Here is a 23,426-nt window from a genome sequence, read left to right as displayed (position 1 = left end):
GGATTACCAGCTGGCTTTTTTAACGCCAGGAATTTGTCCCTTGTATGCTAGTTCACGGAAACAAATACGGCAAAGCTTGAATTTACGATATACGGAATGCGGACGTCCACAACGCTCGCAGCGTGTGTACTCCTGCACTTTAAACTTTGGCGTACGTTGTTGTTTAGCGATCATTGATTTTTTAGCCACGTTTTCGCCTCCCTCTTATTTACTTTTGGAACGGCATGCCGAACTGCGTTAGTAACTCACGTGCTTCTTCATCAGAGTTTGCAGTCGTAACGATGACGATATCCATACCGCGAATTTTAGAAACTTTATCGTAGTCGATTTCAGGGAAAATAAGTTGTTCCTTCACACCAAGTGTGTAGTTACCGCGACCATCGAATGCTTTTTTAGAAACACCACGGAAGTCACGTACACGAGGTAATGAAACCGAGATTAGTTTATCTAGGAATTCATACATACGCTCACCGCGTAGTGTAACTTTCGTTCCGATAGGCATACCTTCACGGAGACGGAATCCTGCGATTGATTTTTTCGCTTTTGTAACAACCGGTTTTTGACCGGAAATGATTGTTAGATCTTCCACTGCCGCATCGAGTGCTTTCGTGTTTTGTACAGCATCGCCAACACCCATGTTGATGACGATTTTCTCCACTTTAGGGACTTGCATTACAGATGTATATTCAAACTTGCTCATAAGAGCAGGTGTGATTTCTTTATTGAACTTTTCTTTTAAACGGCTCATCTAGTGGACCTCCTTTCATTCGTCACTTATTTGTCCAGGTTTTCACCGGATTTTTTAGCAACACGAATTTTTTTGCCATCTTCGATCTTGTATCCTACACGAGTCGGCTCGCCTGTCTTAGGATCGATCACCATGACATTTGATACATGGATAGATGCCTCTTGGCTTACGATACCGCCTTGGGGATTATCCTGATTTGGTTTCGTATGTTTCTTGACGATGTTGACACCTTCAACAAGCACACGGTCCTTTTTAGGGTAAGCAGTTAGGATCACGCCTGTTTTACCTTTGTCTTTACCTGTGATTACCATAACTTTATCGCCTTTTTTAACATGCATTCTGTCGCACCTCCTTGATTGGCACTGTCATGTGGATTAAAGAACTTCTGGAGCTAGGGAAATGATTTTCATGAAGTTGCTGTCGCGTAGTTCGCGGGCAACTGGTCCGAAAATACGTGTTCCACGTGGGCTCTTGTCGTCACGGATGATAACACATGCGTTTTCATCGAATGTGATGTAAGAACCGTCTTTACGACGTACGCCGCTTTTCGTGCGAACGATAACAGCCTTGACAACGTCACCTTTTTTGACAACGCCACCAGGTGTTGCTTTCTTCACTGTACAAACGACTACATCACCGATATTAGCAACCTTACGGCCTGTGCCACCTAGTACTTTGATTGTAAGAACTTCACGAGCGCCTGAGTTGTCGGCGACTTTCATACGACTTTCCTGTTGGATCATTGAGGCTACCTCCTCCCGGATTTATATCTCCGAACGTTATTAAATGATGACCGCTTTTTCGACGATTTCAAGTAGACGGAAACGCTTTGTTGCCGACAATGGACGAGTTTCCATGATACGGACAACATCACCGATTTTCGCTTCATTCAGTTCATCGTGGGCCTTGTATTTTTTAGAATATTTTACACGTTTACCATATAAACCGTGCTTCTTATGTGTTTCTACCAATACAGTGATCGTTTTATCCATTTTGTCGGATACGACACGGCCTGTATACACTTTGCGCTGGTTACGCTCAGTCATGGCTGCAACCTCCTTCATCAGTTATTTGCACTGATTTCTCTTTGACGTATAACAGTTTTCATGCGCGCAATCGATTTACGAACTTCACGGATGCGTGCAGTGTTTTCTAATTGTCCTGTCGCTAATTGGAAGCGAAGGTTGAAAAGCTCTTCTTTCAGTGATTTCACTTTTTGCTCAATCTCTGCAGTTGTTAAGTCACGGATTTCTTTAGCTTTCATTAGATTCACCACCAATTTCTTCACGTTTTACAAACTTGCTCTTAAGCGGAAGTTTGTGAGATGCGAGGCGAAGTGCTTCACGTGCAACTTCTTCTGACACACCTGCGATTTCAAACATGACTCTGCCAGGTTTAACGACAGCTACCCAGCCTTCTACAGCACCTTTACCGGAACCCATCCGGACTTCAAGAGGCTTTTTCGTATATGGTTTGTGCGGGAAAATATTAATCCATACTTTACCGCCACGTTTCATGTAACGTGTCATAGCGATACGTGCAGATTCGATTTGACGATTCGTGATCCATGAAGATTCAGTAGCTTGCAGACCGAATTCACCGAACTGAACAGTTGCGCCGCCTTTTGTAGTTCCACGCATTTTACCACGGAATACACGGCGATGTTTAACGCGTTTAGGCATTAACATAATTAGTTGCCTCCTTCCTCAGAGTTCTTCTTCTTCACTGGAAGGACTTCTCCACGATAAATCCATACTTTGACGCCAAGCTTACCATAAGTTGTGTCTGCTTCTGCATGTGCATAGTCGATGTCTGCACGCAATGTATGGAGAGGGACAGTTCCTTCACTGTAATGTTCCGCACGAGCGATGTCTGCACCGCCAAGACGTCCGGATACTTGAGTTTTGATACCTTTCGCGCCAGAACGGATTGTACGTTGAATCGCTTGTTTCTGTGCACGACGGAATGATACACGGCTTTCTAGTTGACGTGCGATGGATTCTGCGACTAGTTTCGCATCAAGATCTGCACGCTTGATTTCGATGATGTTGATGTGTACACGCTTGCCTGTGATATCGTTCAGTTGTTTACGAAGTGCTTCGACCTCGGAACCACCTTTACCGATAACCATACCTGGCTTCGCAGTGTGAATAGTGATATTGACACGCTTTGCAGCACGTTCGATTTCAACTTTGGAAACAGACGCATCTACAAGACGTTTTTCGATGAAATCACGGATTTTTAAGTCCTCATGTAAAAGAGTCGCATAGTCTTTTTCAGCATACCATTTCGACTCCCAGTCGCGGATGATACCAACCCGCAAACCGTTAGGATGTACTTTTTGACCCACGAATTATCCCTCCTTCTTTTCTGATACCACGATTGTAATGTGGCTTGTGCGTTTGTTGATTGCACTTGCACGTCCTTGTGCGCGTGGACGGAAACGTTTCATTGTCGGACCTTCGTCAACGAATACTTCGCTTACTACTAGGTCTTCGATGTTCATTTCATAGTTGTGTTCAGCATTTGCAATCGCTGAATTCAATAGTTTTTCTACAACCGGAGATGCCGCTTTTGGCGTCAGGCGTAGAATCGCGACAGCTTCACCGATTTTCTTGCCCCGGATAAGATCAACGACCAAACGGACTTTGCGAGGAGCAATACGGACTGTGCGGGCAGTAGCTTTTGCTTGTTGCATCAGAATAACCTCCTCTCAATTAGCGTCTTGTTTTCTTATCGTCAGCGCCATGACCTTTGTATGTGCGCGTTGGGACGAATTCACCCAGTTTGTGACCTACCATATCTTCAGTCACGTAGACAGGTACGTGTTTGCGTCCGTCGTAGACAGCAATCGTCAATCCGATGAATGACGGGAAGATTGTTGAACGGCGTGACCAAGTTTTGATTACCTGTTTCTTCTGAGAATCCTTTTGTACTTCAACCTTTTTCATAAGATGATCGTCTACAAAAGGTCCTTTTTTCAAGCTGCGGCCCATGTCGGAACCTCCCTCCGTGTTTGTACTACGGTCCAGTCGTTGAACCGCAGTCCACTCACATTATTTTTTACGGCTACGAATAATAAACTTGCTTGATTTGTTGCTTTTCTTACGAGTTTTAAGACCAAGAGTCGGTTTACCCCAAGGAGTAACTGGTGATTTCATACCGATACCAGTACGTCCTTCACCACCACCGTGTGGGTGATCGTTAGGGTTCATGACAGAACCACGTACTGTAGGGCGTTTACCCAACCAACGTGAACGTCCAGCTTTACCGATGTTGATCAATTCGTGCTGTTCATTACCGACTTGACCGATTGTCGCGCGGCATGTTGCAAGAATCATGCGAACTTCGCCAGATTGAAGACGTACGATGACGTATTTGTCTTCACGGCCTAGTAGTTGTGCAGATGTACCTGCAGAACGCACTAATTGACCGCCTTTTCCTGGTTTCAATTCGATGTTATGGATTGTTGAACCCATTGGAATGTTTTCTAGTGGTAGAGTGTTACCTACTCTGATATCTGCATCTGGACCAGACATGATTGTCATGCCCACTTCCAAACCTTTCGGAGCAAGAATGTAACGTTTCTCTCCATCTACGTAGTTGATAAGTGCAATGTTTGCAGAACGGTTCGGATCGTATTCGATCGTAGCAACGCGTCCTGGAATGCCATCTTTCCGGCGTTGGAAATCGATGACACGGTATTGGCGTTTATGGCCTCCACCTTGGTGACGAACAGTAGTCCTACCAGTGTTGTTACGGCCGCCTTTCCGTTTGAGCGGTGTAAGCAATGATTTTTCCGGTTTGTCCGTTGTGATCTCGGAGAAGTCCGAAGAAGTCATGTTACGACGTCCGTTGGAGGTAGGTTTGTATTTCTTAATCGCCATTGGTGTTCCCTCCTTCGTTTAGTTGACTATCTATGATTAGATTTCGAATAGTTCGATGTCTTTTGAGTCAGCAGTCAATGTAACAATCGCTTTGCGGCGTTTGTTTGTATAGCCTGCGTGTTTACCCATACGTTTGAACTTACCTTTGTAGTTCTGTACGTTGACTTTTTCGACTTTCACATCGAAGATTTCTTCGACAGCTTGCTTCACATGTGTTTTGTTTGCGCGCGTATCGACTTCGAATGTGTATTTTCTAAGTCCCATTTGTTCAGAAGAACGCTCGGTAATGACCGGACGTTTTAGAATATCACGTGCTTCCATTAACCAAGCACCTCCTCTACTTTTTCAACTGCTGCTTTCGTAATGACAAGTTTGTCATGTGCGACAATGTCAAGAACATTGATGCCATTCGCTGTAACGACGCTCACACCTGGAATGTTACGTGCGGACAATGCCACAGTTTCATCTAGGTCTGCAGTGACGATCAAAGCTTTCTTGTCGACTGAAAGATTTGATAATACTTTTACGAATTCTTTTGTTTTTGGTGCATCGAAAGTAAGTCCTTCTACTACGATGATCTCTTCATCACGAACTTTCGTAGAAAGAGCTGATAGAAGAGCCAATCTGCGGACTTTCTTCGGCAATTTGTAGCTGTAGCTTCTTGGAGTTGGTCCGAATACGGTACCGCCTCCACGCCATTGTGGTGAACGGATTGACCCTTGACGAGCACGACCAGTTCCTTTTTGACGCCATGGTTTGCGTCCGCCGCCAGCGACTTCTGCGCGAGTTTTAACTTTGTGGTTACCTTGGCGTAATGATGCACGCTGTTGGACCAATGCTTCGAATAGAACAGCTTCGTTCGGCTCGATTCCGAAGATCGCTTCGTTCAATTCGATTTCACCGACTGATGAGCCAGTTTGATTTAGTACGGATACTTTAGGCATTCTTGTTTCCTCCTTCCTTTAGTGTTCAGTTCCCTTTGATTGCGCTTTTCACTTGTAGAAGTGATTTGCGAGCTCCTGGAACATTACCTTTTACTAGTAGCAAGTTACGCTCAGCGTCAACTCGTACGATTTCTAGATTTTGAATCGTTACTTTTTTGCCGCCTGTGCGACCAGGGAGTTTTTTCCCTTTGAATACGCGTTGTCCGTCAACAGATCCGATTGAACCTGGTGCGCGGTGGAAACGTGAACCGTGGCTCATAGGCCCGCGTGCGAAACCGTGGCGTTTAATAACACCTTGGAATCCTTTACCTTTTGTTGTTCCTGTAATATCGACGATATCGCCTTCTGCGAATGTATCGACTTTGACTTCCTGACCAACTTCATACCCATTAACGTCTAACTCGCGGAATTCGCGAATGAAGCGCTTAGGTGCTGTTTCAGCTTTAGCAACGTGGCCTTTTTCAGGTTTGTTTGCAAGCTTCTCTCGTTTATCTTCAAATCCGAGCTGGATTGATGTGTAGCCGTCTGTTTCAGCTGTCTTCTTCTGAAGAACAACGTTTGGAGCAGCTTCAATCACAGTTACCGGGATGAGATCGCCGTTTTCAGCAAAGATTTGCGTCATGCCGACTTTTCTCCCTAAGATTCCTTTGGTCATTTGTCACACCTCCTGAATTGGTTTGTTTTTTTATTTTTGTATCGATTAGAGTTTGATTTCGATGTCTACGCCAGATGGTAGATCGAGTTTCATCAACGCATCGACAGTTTGTGGTGTCGGGTTAACGATGTCGATCAGACGTTTGTGCGTACGCATTTCGAACTGCTCGCGCGAATCTTTGTACTTATGTACCGCACGAAGAATCGTGTATACAGATCTTTCAGTTGGAAGAGGTATCGGACCCGATACACTTGCACCCGAACGTTTTGCTGTTTCTACGATTTTTTCAGCCGACTGATCCAAAATTCTGTGATCATATGCTTTCAAACGAATACGAATCTTTTGTTTTGCCATTATTTTCCCTCCTTTTCGCCTATTTTGTGATAGACATTCTCCACGAAAATTTCCCACACACATGCCATGGCAAAGCGGCCGGGTGTGTCGGCAACCTCTCGCTTCATCGCAGTCAAAAAACCAACATTCCATATTATACACAAAGAAAAAGAATCCCGCAAGTGTTATGGCGAAATTCTTTTCTCGGTTTTTTTATTATAGATTGATTTGACTCGTAATGCAACACCTAGGCTAATAGTCCGAACTCTTTTTTAATTAAAGAACATGACAGCCAGCCAGCCGAAAACAAGTAGCGGAATGTTAAAGTGAAGAAATGTCGGAACGCAACTATCCCATATATGATTATGCTGTCCATCCGCATTCAGCCCAGCTGTTGGGCCGAGTGTCGAATCCGACGCCGGAGATCCCGCATCGCCTAATGCAGCGGCTGTTCCCATAAGCGCGATGGTCGCCATTGCGCTAAATCCAAAAGCCATGCTAAGCGGCACGAAGATGGACGCGATGATTGGTATCGTTGCAAATGATGATCCGATGCCCATGGTGACGATCAGCCCTATAAATAACATTGCAAAGGCCGCCATCCCTTTGTGGTCGCCTAACGCGGTGCTTGCAGCCTCTACAAGCGATAGGATGTGTCCTGTATCCTGCAGTACCGCTGCGAAGCCGTTCGCTGCGATCATGACGAAGCCGACAAAGGCCATCATGCGCATACCTTCGTTAATAAGGCCATCCGCTTCTTTCCACTTTAAGGCACCCGTAATATAGAGGATGAAAATGCCCGTTACAGCTCCCGCAATCATTGATTGGGTCGGAATTTGCACTGCGAGCGTCCCGATGAGCGCGGCAACGGTAAAGAAAATCGTCCGTTTGTGGACCACGATCACTTCCTCTGTGACACCGATCGACTTATCTGCATACTCTCGCGGCTTACGATAGCTGAAGAAAATGGCAACCAAAAGACCAACCAGCATGCCAAAGACAGGGAAGGCCATCGCTTTTGGAATGTCTGCCATATCGATCGCTAGACCCGCTAACTTCATTTGCTTCGCCAATATTTCATGAAAGATGAATCCATAACCGAAAGGGAGCAAAATATAGGGTGCTGTCAAGCCGAATGTCAATACCGATGCGATTAAGCGCCGATCTACTTTCAATAAGTTTAAAATATGTAAAATAGGCGGGACAAGCAACGGGATGAATGCAATATGGATCGGAATGAGGTTTTGGGAAAAGACGGCCATCAATAACAGGATGAAAACGAGCAATACTTTCCCAAGTGCAGCGCGGTCACTGCCTCCCTCTTTCTGTACAAATCGCAACATGGCCGAAACAAGCAACTGCGGGATACCTGTTTTGGAGATCGCCACAGCAAAGCCAGCTAGCAGCGCATAACTGATCGCAATCGTAGCACCCTCCCCGAGCCCTCCCGTGAACGACACAATGGTCTCGTTCAACGACAAGCCTCCTGTCAGCCCCCCTACAATTGCTCCTGCTACAAGCGCTAGGACAACATTGACGCGCATTAAACTTAAAATCAACATTACTACTACCGCAATTACAACTGCATTCAATTCGTAGTCCTCCTAAAAACATTCACTTCAATACACTAAACAAAGAAAGTGCAATTGCTAACTTAACAGAGGCAGTTTTTCCTGTCAACTATAGATTACCCTTTTCCTGAAAGACTACACACTCGATCCAGTGTTTATACCCTTCTATCTAAAGCAAGAGGATGTCTGTTGATGCTTTGTTCAATACGATGGAGCCGCTCAGCGAACTTCAATATTTTCCTTTGAACGCAAAAAATCCCGTCGCTAAGGACGGGATTTTAAAAGTTAAAATTAAGCTTGGATTGTAGCTACAACGCCAGCGCCTACAGTACGTCCACCCTCACGGATAGAGAATTTCGTACCTTCTTCAAGAGCGATTGGAGCGATCAATTCTACTGTCATTTCGATGTTATCTCCAGGCATAACCATTTCTACGCCTTCTGGAAGTTCGATAACGCCAGTTACGTCCGTTGTACGGAAGTAGAACTGTGGACGGTAGTTAGAGAAGAATGGAGTGTGACGTCCACCCTCTTCTTTTGAAAGAACATAAACTTCAGATGTAAATTTAGTGTGTGGAACGATTGTACCTGGTTTAGCAAGAACTTGTCCACGTTGGATGTCTTCACGAGCTACACCACGAAGAAGTGCACCGATGTTGTCACCAGCTTCTGCATAGTCAAGAAGTTTACGGAACATTTCTACACCTGTAACAGTTGTAGATTTCGCTTCTTCAACGATACCAACGATGTCAACAACGTCGCCGACTTTAACTTGTCCACGCTCAACACGGCCTGTTGCAACTGTACCACGACCAGTGATTGAGAATACGTCCTCAACTGGCATCATGAATGGTTTTTCAGTGTCACGTGGTGGTGTTGGGATGTACTCGTCAACTGCAGCCATAAGCTCAACGACTTTCTCTTCCCACTCTGGCTCACCTTCAAGTGCTTTAAGAGCAGAACCTTTGATAACAGGAATGTCATCGCCAGGGAAATCGTACTCAGAAAGAAGGTCACGGATTTCCATTTCTACTAGTTCAAGAAGTTCTTCGTCGTCAACCATGTCACATTTGTTCATGAAGACTACTAGGTAAGGAACACCAACTTGACGTGAAAGAAGGATGTGCTCACGAGTTTGTGGCATTGGGCCGTCAGCAGCAGATACAACTAGGATACCGCCGTCCATTTGAGCAGCACCAGTGATCATGTTTTTAACGTAGTCAGCGTGACCTGGGCAGTCAACGTGTGCATAGTGACGAGTTTCAGTTTCGTACTCGATGTGAGACGTGTTGATTGTGATTCCACGCTCTTTTTCTTCAGGTGCGTTATCAACGTCAGCGTAAGAACGTGCTTCTCCGCCTAGTTTTTTCGCTAGAACTGTTGCGATTGCAGCAGTAAGTGTTGTTTTACCATGGTCAACGTGACCGATTGTCCCGATATTAGCATGCGTTTTGGAGCGGTCGAATTTTTCTTTTGCCATTTTTGAGATCCTCCTCGGAATATGAAAGTTTTTTAGTTTTTATAGCTACAGGTGTTGGGAGTGTGCCCCCCAACTACCCATATCTTACAAGTAATTTAAACTGGAAACAAGGTCGAAGTCAATTATTCGCCTTTATTTTTCTTGATGATGTCTTCAGAGATTGACTTCGGCACTTCTTCATAGTGATCGAACACCATTGAGAAGACACCGCGTCCTTGTGTACTTGAACGTAGGGACGTTGCATAACCGAACATCTCTGCTAAAGGAACCATTGCACGAACAACTTGTGCGTTACCACGAGCATCCATTCCCTCCACGCGTCCGCGGCGAGAAGTGACGTCACCCATAACATCACCTAAGTATTCTTCTGGAATGATAACTTCGACTTTCATTATTGGTTCAAGAATAACTGGGTTAACTTTTGATACTGCGTTTTTCAGCGCCATAGAAGCAGCGATTTTGAACGCCATCTCATTGGAGTCAACATCGTGATATGAACCATCGAATAGACGGGCCTTGATGTCGATCAATGGATAGCCGGCAAGTACCCCGTTGTCAAGTGAATCACGGATACCCGCTTCAACAGCTGGTACGTATTCACGTGGAACAACACCACCGACGATCGCGTTTTCAAATTCGAATCCTTTTCCTTCTTCGTTCGGAGAGAATTCGATCCAAACGTGACCAAACTGACCGCGACCACCGGATTGACGGACAAATTTCCCTTCAACTTCGGCAGCTTGACGGAATGTTTCACGGTAAGATACTTGTGGAGCACCAACGTTTGCTTCAACTTTGAATTCACGTCTCATACGGTCTACAAGGACATCAAGGTGAAGCTCACCCATACCAGCGATGATAACTTCGCCTGTCTCTTGGTCCGTATGTGCACGGAATGTCGGATCCTCTTCTTGGAGCTTCGCAAGAGCCATACCCATTTTATCTTGGTCGGCTTTTGTTTTCGGCTCAACAGATAGAGAAATAACCGGCTCAGGGAATTCCATGGACTCTAGGATAACAAGTGCTTTATCGTCACAAAGTGTGTCGCCCGTACCTGTATCTTTAAGACCTACTGCCGCAGCAATGTCTCCTGAGTGTACTTCACTGATCTCTTCACGGGAATCCGCGTGCATTTGTAGAATACGTCCTACACGCTCACGCTTACCTTTCGAAGAGTTTTGAACGTATGATCCGGATTGAAGTGTACCAGAGTACACACGGAAGAACGTCAATTTACCTACATAAGGGTCTGTCATGACTTTGAACGCAAGTGCCGAGAATGGCGCGTTGTCGTCTGCGTGACGTTCAACTTCTTCGTCCGTATCAGGATTCGTCCCTTTCATAGGAGGAATGTCGATTGGTGATGGAAGATAGTCAACAACTGCATCTAGTACAAGTTGGACACCTTTGTTCTTGAACGCCGTACCACAAACGACCGGGTAGAATTCAACAGCAAGCGTAGCTTTACGGATTGCCGTTTTGATTTCTTGGATCGTTAGTTCTTCGCCGCCAAGATATTTTTCCATAAGATCTTCGTCAAAGTCAACAATCGCTTCGATCAATTTCTCACGGTATTCTTCAGCTCTCGCAACGTGCTCTTCAGGGATATCACGTACTTCTACGTTCATACCTGTGTCGTCACCGTAGAATGTCGCTTTCATCTCAACTAAGTCGATGATTGCTTCAAACTCATCCTCGGCACCAATTGGTAATTGGATCGGGTGTGCGTTCGCTTGTAGACGGTCATGAAGTGTTCCTACTGAATAGAGGAAGTCCGCTCCTGTTTTGTCCATTTTATTAATGAATACAAGACGTGGAACGCCATATGTTGTTGCTTGACGCCAAACTGTTTCTGTTTGCGGCTCAACGCCCGATTGAGCGTCAAGTACCGTTACAGCACCATCAAGTACACGCAGGGAACGTTCAACTTCAACAGTGAAGTCTACGTGTCCCGGAGTATCGATGATGTTAACACGGTGGCCTTTCCATTGAGCTGTTGTTGCAGCAGATGTGATTGTGATTCCACGTTCTTGCTCCTGCTCCATCCAGTCCATTTGCGATGCACCTTCGTGCGTTTCACCAAGTTTGTGAATTTTACCTGTGTAATAAAGGATCCGCTCGGTCGTCGTTGTCTTACCAGCGTCGATGTGAGCCATGATACCGATATTACGAGTATTCTCTAAGGAGAACTCTCTAGCCATTTTGTATATCTCCTTCCGATTCGGATTAGAGTTGTAACGAGCTGTCCAATCTTACCAACGATAGTGAGCGAATGCTTTGTTCGCTTCTGCCATCTTGTGCATTTCTTCGCGTTTCTTAACAGAAGCACCTGTGTTGTTGGAAGCGTCTAGGATTTCATTCGCAAGACGTTCTTCCATTGTTTTCTCACCGCGTGAGCGAGAGTAGTTCACAAGGTAACGAAGACCGAGCGTCGTACGACGTTCAGGGCGGACTTCAACCGGTACTTGGTAGTTCGCTCCACCAACACGGCGAGCACGTACTTCAAGTACAGGCATTACATTGTTAAGTGCAGCTTCGAATACTTCAATTGGATCCTTTCCAGAACGTTCTTTAACAAGTTCGAACGCACCATAGAGGATTTTTTGGGATGTACCTTTTTTGCCATCAACCATCATTTTGTTGATGAGACGTGAAACGAGCTTCGAATTGTAAATCGGATCCGGAAGTACGTCACGTTTTGCAACAGGACCTTTACGAGGCATGTTGTTTTCCTCCTTTCAAGGTTATCAAGCGGTATACACTTGCATAACCTTTATCATAATCTCTTTGATTTTTAAAACGTTGAGCACTCAGATGAGTGTCCTTCTTATTTCTTTTCTTTCGGTCTTTTTGCACCGTATTGTGAACGGCTTTGCATACGACCTTGAACGCCAGCTGTGTCAAGCGCTCCACGTACGATATGGTAACGAACACCCGGTAAGTCTTTTACACGGCCGCCGCGGATTAGAACAACGCTGTGCTCTTGAAGGTTGTGGCCTTCACCAGGGATATACGCGTTTACTTCCATAGAGTTCGTCAAACGAACACGTGCATATTTACGAAGTGCCGAGTTCGGCTTCTTCGGTGTCATTGTACCAACACGTGTACAAACACCCCGTTTTTGTGGTGAATTCACGTTTGTCATTGACTTTTTGAAGCTGTTATAGCTTTTCCCGAGCGCTGGAGATTTTGATCCTGTCACGTTTGGTTTACGTGGTTTACGGACCAATTGGTTAATTGTAGGCATCGGTTTTCCTCCTCTCACATATCTTTTTTGTAAGACCACACATCCAGGTGGTTCATTTTTGGGTAAAAACAAAGTCTTTGTGCTTTCTACACAAAAACTGTTATCCAGTAATCGCAACCACAGCTGCACCGACTTGAATGCCGCATGCATGCCCAAGCTTTTCTCTTGAATCGACATGCGTCACTTGGATGCCATGAAGTGCGGCTTCCTCCAAAGCTGGAGCGACAACCCTTTCTTCAGCATCCTGTGCGATGATGACTTCCGTCACTATCCCTGCACGGATCGCTTTCACTGTCTGCTTTGTACCGATGATTGTCTTTTTTGCCTGCTCGACTTTATCATAAGACATATGGGCATATCCTCCAAAGTACAGACATTCAACTATCAACCTTTTGTATATTATCACTTATTAAAAAAGCTGTCAACAGATATTAGATAGACAGGGGAACTTTTTTGTTCCCCTGAATTGAAATTTACTCTGCTGCTACTTTTTTCAATGCCTCTTCTTCGTCGATTTGATCCATCTGGATATGACGGTATCGTTGCATACCTGTTCCAGCTGGTACAAGTTTTCCGATGATGACATTTTCTTTCAAGCCGAGAAGCTCGTCGGTTTTCCCTTTGATAGCTGCATCCGTCAAGACGCGAGTCGTCTCTTGGAATGACGCTGCCGATAGGAAGGATTCCGTTTCGAGTGATGCTTTTGTAATACCGAGAATGACAGGGCGGCAAGTTGCCGGAAGTTTTCCGACTTTCAACACTTCTGCGTTAGCATCCGCGAATTGGTGGATGTCAAGCAGTGAGCCCGGTAAGAGATCCGTGTCTCCTGCCTCGATGATACGCACTTTGCGAAGCATTTGGCGAACCATTACTTCAACGTGCTTATCGCCGATTTCAACCCCTTGCATACGATATACTTTTTGAACTTCTTTCAAGAGATACTCTTGAACCGTCGCCACGTCTTTGACGATGATCAATTCTTTCGGGTCGATGGAACCTTCTGTAATGACATCGCCTCGGTCGATTTCGTCTCCAACTCCGACTTTCAAACGGGCATTGTATGGCGCCAAGTATTTGCGTGTTTCCACTTTACCTTGGATTGTGATTTCTTTCTGACCTTCACGGATTTCATCGATTTCAATGATTTCACCTTTGATTTCCGAAATGACGGCTTGCCCTTTCGGATTCCGCGCCTCGAAAATCTCCTGGATACGTGGAAGACCTTGTGTAATATCGTCTCCGGCAACTCCACCTGTATGGAATGTACGCATCGTAAGCTGTGTTCCAGGCTCACCGATCGACTGTGCAGCGATAATACCGACCGCTTCGCCGACTTCGACTTTTTCACCTGTCGCCAAGTTAATGCCGTAACATTTTTTACATACACCGTGTTTAGTGTTACATGTGAACGCTGAACGGATAGTGACTTTTTCGATGCCTGCGTCTAGGATCGTACGAGCGACGTCCGCAGTAATGAGCGCATCTTTTTCAAGGATTTTCTCACCTGTTTCAGGGTGGTAGATCGTTTTCTTCGTGTGGCGTCCTTCGATACGCTCATCCAAGCCTTCGATGATTTCCGTACCTTCTGTCAATGCGCCCACTTCCAAGCCACGATCAGTTCCACAATCATCTTCACGGACGATGACATCTTGCGCCACATCGACAAGTCGACGTGTCAAGTAACCGGAGTCAGCTGTTTTCAGAGCCGTATCCGCAAGTCCTTTACGCGCACCGTGTGTCGAGATGAAGTACTCGAGAACAGTCAGCCCTTCACGGAATGATGATTTGATCGGAAGTTCGATGATTCGACCAGCCGGGTTGGCCATCAGACCACGCATACCCGCAAGCTGCGTGAAGTTCGAGGCGTTACCCCGGGCACCGGAGTCACTCATCATGTAGATCGGGTTCGAGTTATCGAGGGAGTCCATCAGTTTATCCTGAATGACATCCTTCGCATGGCTCCAATAAGAGATGACGCGGTCGTAGCGCTCTTCCTCCGTAATAAGACCACGGCGGAATTGCTGCATAACTTTATCCACTTTACCTTGCGCTTCTTGCAAGATTTCATCTTTGTTCGGAAGGACGACGATATCGGAAATACCGATCGTAATCCCTGCACGTGTAGAGTATTTGAATCCAAGGTCTTTCATGCGGTCAAGCATTTTGGACGTTTCGGTAATGTGGAAACGTTTAAAGATTTCCGCGATGATGTTCCCAAGGATTTTCTTTTTGAACGGTTGAACAAGTTCCATACTCTCCAAATGCTCTTTCACATTTGCAGTCCCTGGAACGAAATACTTATCAGGCGTTTCAATTTCCAAGTTGGAATTGGTCGGTTCGTTAATGTACGGGAACGACTCAGGCAGAATTTCGTTGAAGATGATTTTCCCGACGGTCGTTAATAGCAATTGGCTATTTTGTTCTTCCGTGAATGTCGGATTGTTTAAAGATGATGCCCGGATAGCAATCCGTGAATGAAGATGGACATGTCCGTTTTGGTAAGCGATGATCGCCTCATTCGCATTACTGAAAACAGCCCCTTCTCCAGTCGCCCCTTTCCGTTCCAATGTCAGGTAATAGTTTCCTAATACCATGTCTTGAGACGGTGTAACAACAGGTTTTCCATCTTTCGGGTTCAAGATGTTTTGTGCTGCCAACATGAGTAGTCGTGCTTCCGCTTGCGCTTCCGCCGACAATGGAACGTGAACAGCCATTTGGTCACCGTCAAAGTCGGCGTTATATGCTGTACACACAAGTGGGTGAAGCGTGATCGCGCGACCTTCTACCAGAATCGGTTCGAACGCTTGGATACCAAGACGGTGAAGCGTTGGTGCCCGGTTCAATAAGACCGGATGCTCCTTGATCACTTCTTCGAGCACATCCCACACTTCTGAATGGAGACGCTCGATCTTACGCTTCGCACTCTTAATATTGTGAGCGAGTCCACGTTCAACCAGTTCCTTCATAACAAAAGGTTTAAATAGCTCGATCGCCATCTCTTTCGGCAATCCGCATTGGTACATTTTCAAGTTCGGACCAACGACGATAACAGAACGACCTGAATAGTCAACCCGTTTCCCGAGTAAGTTCTGACGGAAACGCCCTTGCTTTCCTTTCAGCATGTGGGAAAGTGATTTCAATGGACGGTTACCTGGTCCTGTTACCGGACGACCGCGACGGCCGTTATCGACAAGCGCGTCAACCGCTTCTTGCAACATCCGCTTCTCGTTCTGAACGATGATCCCAGGTGCTCCAAGATCAAGTAAGCGTTTCAGCCTGTTGTTCCGGTTGATGACACGACGATATAAGTCATTCAAGTCGGAAGTGGCGAAGCGTCCACCGTCAAGCTGGACCATCGGACGGAGTTCTGGTGGGATGACCGGTAATACTTCCAATACCATCCATTCCGGTTTGTTACCGGAGTTACGGAATGACTCAACAACTTCCAGACGTCTGATCGCACGTGTACGGCGTTGTCCTTGGACAGTCTTCAATTCTTCTTTCAAAAATTCCATTTCCTTGTCGAGATCGATTCCCATGAGCAGGCGTTCGATTGCCTCGGCACCCATCAACGCTTGGAACTTATTGCCGTATTTCTCTCGGTAAATGCGGTACTCCCTTTCAGAAAGCAATTGTTTTCTTTCAAGTGGTGTATCCGCCGGATCAACGACAACATAGGATGCGAAATAGATGATTTCTTCCAAAGCACGTGGCGTCATATCCAAGATAAGACCCATCCGGCTCGGGATTCCTTTAAAATACCAAATATGTGTAACCGGAGCCGCAAGTTCAATATGCCCCATGCGTTCGCGGCGTACTTTTTGACGCGTCACTTCTACGCCACAGCGGTCACAGACGACACCTTTGTAACGTACGCGTTTATATTTTCCACAATGACATTCCCAATCTTTCGTAGGCCCGAAAATACGTTCACAGAACAGGCCATCTTTCTCAGGCTTCAATGTACGATAGTTGATCGTTTCAGGCTTTTTCACTTCACCATAGGACCAAGAACGGATCTTATCCGGTGAAGCAAGGCCGATTTTCATATACTCAAAGTTGTTTACATCTATCAAGGAGCCTACCTCCCTTTAGTCTTATCGCTGCAGTTGGCTTTTCCGAGCAAACGCACATTAAGGGCATAAAGAGGGGGAACGTGCGACTTCCCCCTCACCCGATGATTACTTTATCAATATCAAACAGGTTGATCTTCTTTAATCAAGTTCAACGCATCCGTTGGTTGCATATCTTCATCTTCATCAAGATCGCGAAGTTCGATTTCTTCTAGATCTTGCGATAGCATCTTCACATCCAGACCCAGACTCTGAAGCTCTTTAATCAGAACTTTGAACGATTCTGGTACACCTGGTTGTGGTACGCTATCTCCTTTGACGATCGCTTCATAAGTCTTCACGCGTCCGACAACGTCATCCGACTTCACAGTCAAGATTTCCTGTAGTGTATAAGCGGCACCATATGCCTCGAGCGCCCACACTTCCATCTCCCCGAAACGCTGTCCACCGAACTGGGCTTTACCGCCGAGTGGCTGTTGCGTGACGAGTGAGTATGGTCCTGTCGAACGTGCATGGAGTTTGTCATCGACCATATGCGCGAGCTTGATCAAATACATGACACCGACAGATACCCGGTTGTCAAATGCTTCACCGGAACGGCCATCGTATAGGACTGTTTTCCCGTCCCGATCCATGCCGGCTTCTTCCATCGTCTCCCAGACATCCTCTTCGTTCGCTCCGTCAAATACAGGAGACGCCATATGGACGCCAAGGCTGCGCGCTGCCATACCGAGGTGCATTTCAAGAACCTGTCCGATGTTCATACGAGATGGTACACCGAGCGGGTTAAGCATCAAGTCAATTGGTGTGCCGTCCGGAAGATATGGCATATCCGCCTCAGGTAAGATACGGGAGATAACCCCTTTGTTACCGTGACGTCCGGCCATTTTATCCCCGACGGAGATTTTACGTTTTTGAACGATATAAGCACGCACCAATTGGTTTACGCCTGGTGGCAATTCATCGCCGTCTTCACGATTGAATACTTTCACATCCAGAACGATACCGCCTGCGCCATGTGGCACACGAAGTGATGTATCGCGGACTTCCCGTGCTTTTTCACCGAAGATTGCGTGTAGTAATCTTTCTTCGGCCGTCAGTTCCGTTACACCTTTTGGCGTTACTTTCCCGACAAGGATATCGCCATCGCGCACCTCTGCCCCGACCCGGATGATTCCTCGGTCATCAAGGTTACGAAGCGCATCCTCACCAACGTTTGGAATATCACGTGTAATCTCTTCAGGCCCAAGTTTCGTATCCCGCGCTTCAGACTCGTATTCCTCGATATGAACCGAAGTGAATACATCATCTTTCACGAGACGTTCACTCATGATGATGGCATCTTCATAGTTGTAACCATCCCATGTCATGAATGCCATCAAGACGTTACGGCCAAGTGCAAGTTCTCCCTGCTCCATGGAAGGACCATCCGCCAGGATATCAAGCGGCTTCACACGATCTCCAACACGGACGATCGGACGCTGGTTATAACATGTCCCTTGGTTCGAACGGATGAAGTTTTCAAGGCGGTAAATCGTAAGATCGCCTTTCACTTCTTTACCGTCAATCGTTTCAATACGGCGAACGCGGATCTCTTTCGCTTCGACGTGTTCGACGATTCCGTCAAACTTCGCAAGCACAGCAGCTCCCGAGTCACGAGCAGAGACGTGTTCCATTCCTGTTCCGACAAACGGCGCCTCCGGATTAAGAAGAGGTACAGCTTGCCGTTGCATGTTCGCCCCCATGAGCGCACGGTTCGAGTCATCGTTCTCAAGGAACGGGATACAAGCCGTCGCGGCAGAAACAACTTGCTTAGGTGAAACGTCCATATAGTCAATCTGTTCACGTTTAAATACTGTGTTATCCCCTTGGAAACGACCGACAACTTCTTCGTTGACGAAAGAACCGTCTTCCGCAAGGATTGCATTTGCTTGTGCAACGACATAGTTATCTTCAATATCTGCAGTCAAGTAATCGATTTGAGCAGTAACCCGTCCTGTTTCAGGATCCACTTTCCGATACGGCGTTTCAATGAACCCGAACTTGTTCACTTTCGCAAATGTAGATAATGAGTTAATCAACCCGATATTCGGTCCCTCAGGCGTTTCAATCGGACACATACGACCATAGTGAGAGTAGTGAACGTCACGTACTTCCATCCCTGCACGCTCACGCGTCAAACCACCAGGCCCGAGGGCAGATAGTCGGCGCTTATGCGTCAATTCAGCCAACGGGTTCGTCTGATCCATGAACTGGGAAAGCTGAGAACTTCCGAAGAACTCTTTAATCGATGCAATGACCGGGCGAATGTTGATGAGCTGTTGCGGCACGATCGATTGCGTATCATTGATAGACATACGCTCTTTGACAACACGTTCCATACGGGAAAGCCCGATGCGGAACTGATTTTGAAGAAGCTCGCCTACAGAGCGGAGACGACGATTCCCGAGATGGTCGATATCATCTGTATTCCCTACTCCGTGAAGGAGGTTGAAGAAATAGCTGATGGATGCAACGATATCTGCAGGCGTGACGTGTTTGATCGACTCGTCTACATATGCATTTGAAATGACGTTGATCACTTGTTTGTCTTCACTTTTCGGAGAGTAGATTTTAATTGTTTGAATCTTAATGTCCTCGTCTAGAACGCCGCTCGCATGGGAAATCTCCTCGAAGCCGATTCCATTTTCCAAATGCGGAAGCAAGCGATCCAATGTCCGACGATCAATGAGCTGTTCCTTCTCCAGTAGAATTTCACCTGTTTCAGGATCCACTAACGTTTCGGCAGCAATTTGGTTGAACAATCTGTTTTGCACATGAAGCTTCTTGTTCATCTTGTAGCGTCCAACATTCGCTAAATCATATCTTTTCGCGTCAAAGAATCGAGAGAACAAAAGGTTCTTCGCGCTATCCAACGTCGGTGGCTCACCCGGACGTAAACGTTCGTAAATTTCAAGCAGGGCTTTTTCAGAGCTTTCCGTATTATCCTTTTCAAGCGTATTGCGTAAATACTCATTATCACCGATTAAATCGATGATTTCCTGATCGGATGAAAAGCCGAGTGCACGAAGAAGTACTGTAACCGGCAACTTCCGCGTCCGGTCGATTCGAACGTGGACAACGTCTTTCGCGTCTGTTTCATACTCCAACCAAGCTCCGCGGTTCGGAATAACAGTTGCAGCAAAGCCGCGTTTCCCGTTTTTGTCCACCTTATCATTGAAGTAGACGCTCGGGGAACGCACAAGTTGGGAAACGATTACCCGCTCCGCGCCATTTATGACAAACGTACCGTTTTCAGTCATAAGTGGGAAATCTCCCATAAAGACATCTTGTTCTTTCACTTCTTCAGTTTCTTTGTTGTGCAAGCGTACCTTAACACGTAACGGTGCTGCATACGTGACGTCACGCTCTTTCGATTCATCAACAGGATACTTAGGTTCTGCTAACTGATAATCGACGAAATCCAACGAAAGATTTCCCGTGAAGTCCTGAATCGGAGAAATATCACGGAACATTTCACGCAATCCTTCTTCCAAGAACCATTCATAAGATGCCGTCTGGATTTCAATCAGATTCGGCAAATCGAGCACTTCGCTGATCCGTGCGAAACTTCTACGCTGACGGTGTTGACCATACTGAACTAAATGACCTGTCAACTCTTTCACCCCTCAAAAACAATATTAGTCCTTTGCGAAATCATAAAAATGGTGTATGATATCGAAAAAACAAAAAGAAAACGAGTTCCGGCAAGAGCTCATTTTCGGTTTAACAATCCTTTATACATCGCCAGTATACCTAACATTTCCAATTCTTATGCAAAAGGGCATACGACCGCATTATAATAATTTATGCATTTTCTAACATTACCATAGTTGCATTTCTAAGTCAATACTTTTCTGCCTTTATAATATAATACCCTTTCTTCTTCACAACCGCCTCCACCCGGCCAAACAGCTCTTGTAAATGGTTGATCGTCGAAGGTGCCCCTTGCTTCTTCTGAATGACAACCCATAACTCGCCACCCGCCGCAAGCTTCGTATGAGCTTCTTCATAAATTTTGAATACCGTCTCTTTTCCTGCACGGATCGGCGGATTCGTCAAGATCGCAGCAAACGCTGTTTCTTTAACAGCTGATAATGCATCACTCGGATAAATTTCCACATTCTCAATGCCATTTTGCCCTGCGTTATGTGCAGCTAAAGCTAACGCCCGTTCGTTCACATCGACCATGTGAATATTCCGTTCCGGAAAAGATCCGGCAATCGACAAACCGATCGGACCGTAGCCGCAACCGACATCTAAAATCGCACCCGCCAACTCTGGTAAAACGAATGCTTCTGCAAGGAGTCTTGAACCAAAATCCACTTCCCCTTTGCTAAATACTCCTGCATCCGTCTTGAATCGCAGTTTCACTCCGCGCAATTCGTCATTCCATTCTTTCGGATCACTTTTCACTTTCGGATCCTTAGCGTAATAATGTTCGGACACACGAAGTCCTCCCCTCGGCTCGCAATTTCTTTCTTATTCCATAACTGATTGAAGATAAAGGTAAAAAAACGAAGAAAAGCCCGTCGTTTTTTGACGAGCTTCCCTTCACTATTCGAAATTACTTAAGTTCGATTGAAGCGCCAACCTCTTCAAGTTTCGCTTTCATTTCTTCTGCTTCTTCTTTAGATACGCCTTCTTTAAGTGCTTTTGGAGCGTTATCTACTACTTCTTTCGCTTCTTTCAAGCCTAGGCCAGTGATTTCACGAACAGCTTTGATAACTTTGATTTTTTGATCGCCAGCAGATGCAAGAACTACGTCGAATTCAGTTTGCTCAGCAGCAGCGTCTCCGCCAGCAGCTCCACCAACAACTGCAACAGGTGCAGCAGCAGTTACGCCGAATTCTTCTTCGATTGCTTTTACTAGGTCGTTCAATTCAAGAACTGTCATTTCTTTGATTGCTTCAAGGATTTGTGCATTAGTCATTATAGTTTCCTCCTAATAGTTGTTTTTTGTCGGGCTTACCCCGCAAGTTGTATGTCAGGCAGCTCGATTAAGCGCCTTGCTCTTCTTTTTGCTCTGCAACAGCTTTTGTTGCAAGTGCGAAGTTGCGCATTGGTGCTTGAAGTACGCTGAGTAGCATAGAAAGTAGACCTTCGCGTGATGGAAGTTCCGCCAACGCTTTAACGTCCGCTTCTGTTGCGATCGCGCCTTCGATAACGCCTGCTTTGATTTCAAGCTTGTCGTTTTGTTTTGCGAAATCATTCAAGATTTTCGCAGGTGCAACTACATCTTCGTTAGAAAACGCAATTGCGTTCGGTCCTGTAAGGTATTCATTCAACCCTTCAAGTCCTGCAGCTTCAGCAGCACGACGTGTCATGGAGTTTTTGTAAACTTTGAAGTCGATACCTGCTTCACGAAGCTGTTTACGTAGTTCCGTAACTTGGCTGACGTTCAGACCACGGTAGTCAACAACAACAACAGATGATGATGCTTTTAGCTTGTCTGTAATTTCGCCAACTACTGCTTGTTTAGCTTCTAATACTTTGCTCATTTGGACACCTCCTAAAAAATTCGGGTCACTTATACCGATATGAAAAGCCCTCATATCTACACAAAGCAGACACGAGGGCAGAAAAGTCGTCATCTTTTAAGTCAAAAGAGCGTCTTGTCCTCGGCAGGAAACATTAAGCGGCATGCCGCTCCTGCTGTCTACGGTACAAATGGTTATATTCTAACAAACGAAATCTTATCAGAAAGTCTATCGTTTGTCAATATTAATTTTTAACTGTTACGCTAGAAGGATCTACTTTTACAGCAGGACCCATTGTAGTCGTGATATTCACAGACTTCATGTATGTTCCTTTAGCTGCAGCAGGCTTAGCTTTTTGAATTGTTTCAAAAACAGTCGCGAAGTTTTCTTCAAGCTTCGCATCGTCGAATGAAACTTTTCCGATTGGCGCGTGGATGATACCCGCTTTGTCCGCACGGTATTCAACTTTACCAGCTTTGATCTCTTCAACAGCTTTCGCTACGTCAAATGTAACTGTTCCTGTTTTCGGGTTCGGCATAAGGCCTTTCGGTCCTAGGACACGACCAATTTTACCGACTTCTCCCATCATATCAGGAGTCGCAACGATTACATCAAACTCAAACCAACCTTGTTGGATTTTGTTGATATATTCTGCATCGCCTGCGTAGTCAGCACCAGCTGCTTCCGCTTCTTTCAATTTTTCACCTTTAGCAAAAACGAGAACGCGTTGCGTTTTACCAGTACCGTTCGGAAGCACAACTGCTCCACGGATTTGCTGGTCGTTTTTACGAGTGTCGATTCCAAGGCGGAATGCAACTTCGACTGTAGCGTCAAAATTGACTGTGCTTGTTTGTTTTGCAAGCGCAATCGCTTCTTTTACGTCGTATGATTTCATACGTTCCACAAGCTTCGCAGCTTCTGTGAACTTTTTACCTCTTTTAGCCATCTATTATTTCCTCCTCGATTGTGG

General features: G+C 45.8%; 27 protein-coding genes and 1 other annotated feature. All 27 genes read right to left on the bottom strand.

Annotation, left to right across the window (positions count from 1 at the left end; translation table 11 throughout):
• Window positions 1-3: 3 nt before the first annotated feature.
• Window positions 4-189, bottom strand: a complete 186-nt coding sequence (gene rpsN, locus MHZ95_RS08770; protein WP_007085277.1) for a 30S ribosomal protein S14 — start codon at window positions 187-189, stop codon at window positions 4-6.
• A gap of 19 nt (window positions 190-208) precedes the next feature.
• A complete protein-coding gene (rplE, locus tag MHZ95_RS08765) occupies window positions 209-748 on the bottom strand; it encodes a 50S ribosomal protein L5 (RefSeq protein WP_239390235.1) in 540 nt (179 codons plus the stop codon).
• 26 nt (window positions 749-774) lie between these two features.
• The gene (rplX, locus tag MHZ95_RS08760; protein ID WP_239390234.1) at window positions 775-1,086 is read right to left on the bottom strand and encodes a 50S ribosomal protein L24; all 312 of its coding nucleotides are present in this window, start codon (window positions 1,084-1,086) and stop codon (window positions 775-777) included.
• 36 nt (window positions 1,087-1,122) lie between these two features.
• Window positions 1,123-1,491, bottom strand: coding sequence for a 50S ribosomal protein L14 (rplN, locus tag MHZ95_RS08755; protein WP_067407719.1), 369 nt, complete (start codon window positions 1,489-1,491; stop codon window positions 1,123-1,125).
• A gap of 39 nt (window positions 1,492-1,530) precedes the next feature.
• Window positions 1,531-1,794 (bottom strand): 30S ribosomal protein S17, encoded by a 264-nt coding sequence (rpsQ, locus tag MHZ95_RS08750; RefSeq protein ID WP_239390233.1) that lies wholly within the window; start codon window positions 1,792-1,794, stop codon window positions 1,531-1,533.
• A gap of 17 nt (window positions 1,795-1,811) precedes the next feature.
• Window positions 1,812-2,012, bottom strand: a complete 201-nt coding sequence (gene rpmC, locus MHZ95_RS08745) for a 50S ribosomal protein L29 (protein ID WP_009499049.1) — start codon at window positions 2,010-2,012, stop codon at window positions 1,812-1,814.
• Window positions 2,002-2,436, bottom strand: coding sequence for a 50S ribosomal protein L16 (gene rplP, locus MHZ95_RS08740; RefSeq protein WP_239390232.1), 435 nt, complete (start codon window positions 2,434-2,436; stop codon window positions 2,002-2,004). Before rplP ends, rpmC begins: the two co-directional genes overlap by 11 nt.
• A gap of 2 nt (window positions 2,437-2,438) precedes the next feature.
• Window positions 2,439-3,098: a 30S ribosomal protein S3 gene (gene rpsC, locus MHZ95_RS08735; RefSeq protein WP_239390231.1), complete on the bottom strand. Its 660-nt coding sequence runs from the start codon at window positions 3,096-3,098 to the stop codon at window positions 2,439-2,441.
• Between the two features lie 3 nt (window positions 3,099-3,101).
• Entirely contained in the window at window positions 3,102-3,446 is a 345-nt protein-coding gene (gene rplV, locus MHZ95_RS08730; protein ID WP_239390230.1) for a 50S ribosomal protein L22, read from the bottom strand.
• 19 nt (window positions 3,447-3,465) lie between these two features.
• Window positions 3,466-3,744 (bottom strand): 30S ribosomal protein S19, encoded by a 279-nt coding sequence (gene rpsS, locus MHZ95_RS08725; protein ID WP_239390229.1) that lies wholly within the window; start codon window positions 3,742-3,744, stop codon window positions 3,466-3,468.
• A gap of 60 nt (window positions 3,745-3,804) precedes the next feature.
• Window positions 3,805-4,635: a 50S ribosomal protein L2 gene (rplB, locus tag MHZ95_RS08720; protein ID WP_239390228.1), complete on the bottom strand. Its 831-nt coding sequence runs from the start codon at window positions 4,633-4,635 to the stop codon at window positions 3,805-3,807.
• A gap of 36 nt (window positions 4,636-4,671) precedes the next feature.
• On the bottom strand, window positions 4,672-4,956 hold the full coding sequence (gene rplW / locus MHZ95_RS08715) for a 50S ribosomal protein L23 (RefSeq protein ID WP_239390227.1): 285 nt from the start codon (window positions 4,954-4,956) through the stop codon (window positions 4,672-4,674).
• Window positions 4,956-5,579: a 50S ribosomal protein L4 gene (gene rplD, locus MHZ95_RS08710; RefSeq protein ID WP_239390226.1), complete on the bottom strand. Its 624-nt coding sequence runs from the start codon at window positions 5,577-5,579 to the stop codon at window positions 4,956-4,958. The genes rplW and rplD overlap by 1 nt, the downstream gene beginning before the upstream one ends.
• Before the next feature lie 25 nt (window positions 5,580-5,604).
• Window positions 5,605-6,234: a 50S ribosomal protein L3 gene (rplC, locus tag MHZ95_RS08705; protein WP_239390225.1), complete on the bottom strand. Its 630-nt coding sequence runs from the start codon at window positions 6,232-6,234 to the stop codon at window positions 5,605-5,607.
• 45 nt (window positions 6,235-6,279) lie between these two features.
• Window positions 6,280-6,588: a 30S ribosomal protein S10 gene (rpsJ, locus tag MHZ95_RS08700; RefSeq protein ID WP_042478628.1), complete on the bottom strand. Its 309-nt coding sequence runs from the start codon at window positions 6,586-6,588 to the stop codon at window positions 6,280-6,282.
• Between the two features lie 251 nt (window positions 6,589-6,839).
• Window positions 6,840-8,159, bottom strand: a complete 1,320-nt coding sequence (locus tag MHZ95_RS08695) for a Na+/H+ antiporter family protein (RefSeq protein ID WP_239390224.1) — start codon at window positions 8,157-8,159, stop codon at window positions 6,840-6,842.
• A gap of 270 nt (window positions 8,160-8,429) precedes the next feature.
• Complete coding sequence (gene tuf / locus MHZ95_RS08690; RefSeq protein WP_239390223.1) at window positions 8,430-9,617, bottom strand: elongation factor Tu; 1,188 nt, start codon at window positions 9,615-9,617, stop codon at window positions 8,430-8,432.
• 122 nt (window positions 9,618-9,739) lie between these two features.
• Window positions 9,740-11,818 carry an elongation factor G gene (gene fusA, locus MHZ95_RS08685; RefSeq protein WP_239390222.1) on the bottom strand — a complete coding sequence of 693 codons (2,079 nt, stop codon included), beginning with the start codon at window positions 11,816-11,818 and terminating at the stop codon, window positions 9,740-9,742.
• A 51-nt stretch (window positions 11,819-11,869) separates the two neighbouring features.
• A complete protein-coding gene (gene rpsG, locus MHZ95_RS08680; RefSeq protein WP_239390221.1) occupies window positions 11,870-12,340 on the bottom strand; it encodes a 30S ribosomal protein S7 in 471 nt (156 codons plus the stop codon).
• Window positions 12,341-12,444: 104 nt separating this feature from the next.
• Entirely contained in the window at window positions 12,445-12,864 is a 420-nt protein-coding gene (gene rpsL / locus MHZ95_RS08675; protein ID WP_239390220.1) for a 30S ribosomal protein S12, read from the bottom strand.
• A gap of 100 nt (window positions 12,865-12,964) precedes the next feature.
• Window positions 12,965-13,213, bottom strand: a complete 249-nt coding sequence (locus tag MHZ95_RS08670) for a ribosomal L7Ae/L30e/S12e/Gadd45 family protein (protein ID WP_239390219.1) — start codon at window positions 13,211-13,213, stop codon at window positions 12,965-12,967.
• Window positions 13,214-13,337: 124 nt separating this feature from the next.
• Window positions 13,338-16,940: a DNA-directed RNA polymerase subunit beta' gene (rpoC, locus tag MHZ95_RS08665; RefSeq protein WP_304649049.1), complete on the bottom strand. Its 3,603-nt coding sequence runs from the start codon at window positions 16,938-16,940 to the stop codon at window positions 13,338-13,340.
• A gap of 119 nt (window positions 16,941-17,059) precedes the next feature.
• A complete protein-coding gene (rpoB, locus tag MHZ95_RS08660; protein WP_239390218.1) occupies window positions 17,060-20,602 on the bottom strand; it encodes a DNA-directed RNA polymerase subunit beta in 3,543 nt (1,180 codons plus the stop codon).
• A 220-nt stretch (window positions 20,603-20,822) separates the two neighbouring features.
• Window positions 20,823-21,425: a class I SAM-dependent methyltransferase gene (locus MHZ95_RS08655; RefSeq protein WP_239390217.1), complete on the bottom strand. Its 603-nt coding sequence runs from the start codon at window positions 21,423-21,425 to the stop codon at window positions 20,823-20,825.
• Window positions 21,426-21,543: 118 nt separating this feature from the next.
• On the bottom strand, window positions 21,544-21,909 hold the full coding sequence (gene rplL, locus MHZ95_RS08650; protein ID WP_239390216.1) for a 50S ribosomal protein L7/L12: 366 nt from the start codon (window positions 21,907-21,909) through the stop codon (window positions 21,544-21,546).
• Between the two features lie 67 nt (window positions 21,910-21,976).
• A complete protein-coding gene (rplJ, locus tag MHZ95_RS08645) occupies window positions 21,977-22,477 on the bottom strand; it encodes a 50S ribosomal protein L10 (protein WP_239390215.1) in 501 nt (166 codons plus the stop codon).
• Window positions 22,478-22,508: 31 nt separating this feature from the next.
• Window positions 22,509-22,659: a sequence feature (ribosomal protein L10 leader region), on the bottom strand.
• A 41-nt stretch (window positions 22,660-22,700) separates the two neighbouring features.
• Window positions 22,701-23,402 (bottom strand): 50S ribosomal protein L1, encoded by a 702-nt coding sequence (gene rplA, locus MHZ95_RS08640; RefSeq protein WP_239390214.1) that lies wholly within the window; start codon window positions 23,400-23,402, stop codon window positions 22,701-22,703.
• Window positions 23,403-23,426: the final 24 nt, after the last annotated feature.

This window comes from Sporosarcina sp. ACRSM (assembly GCF_022346545.1).
In the GTDB taxonomy this organism is placed as follows: Bacteria; Bacillota; Bacilli; order Bacillales_A; family Planococcaceae; genus Sporosarcina.
The sequence above is the reverse complement of the archived record's forward strand: the minus strand, read 5'-3'. Positions and strand labels throughout refer to the sequence as shown.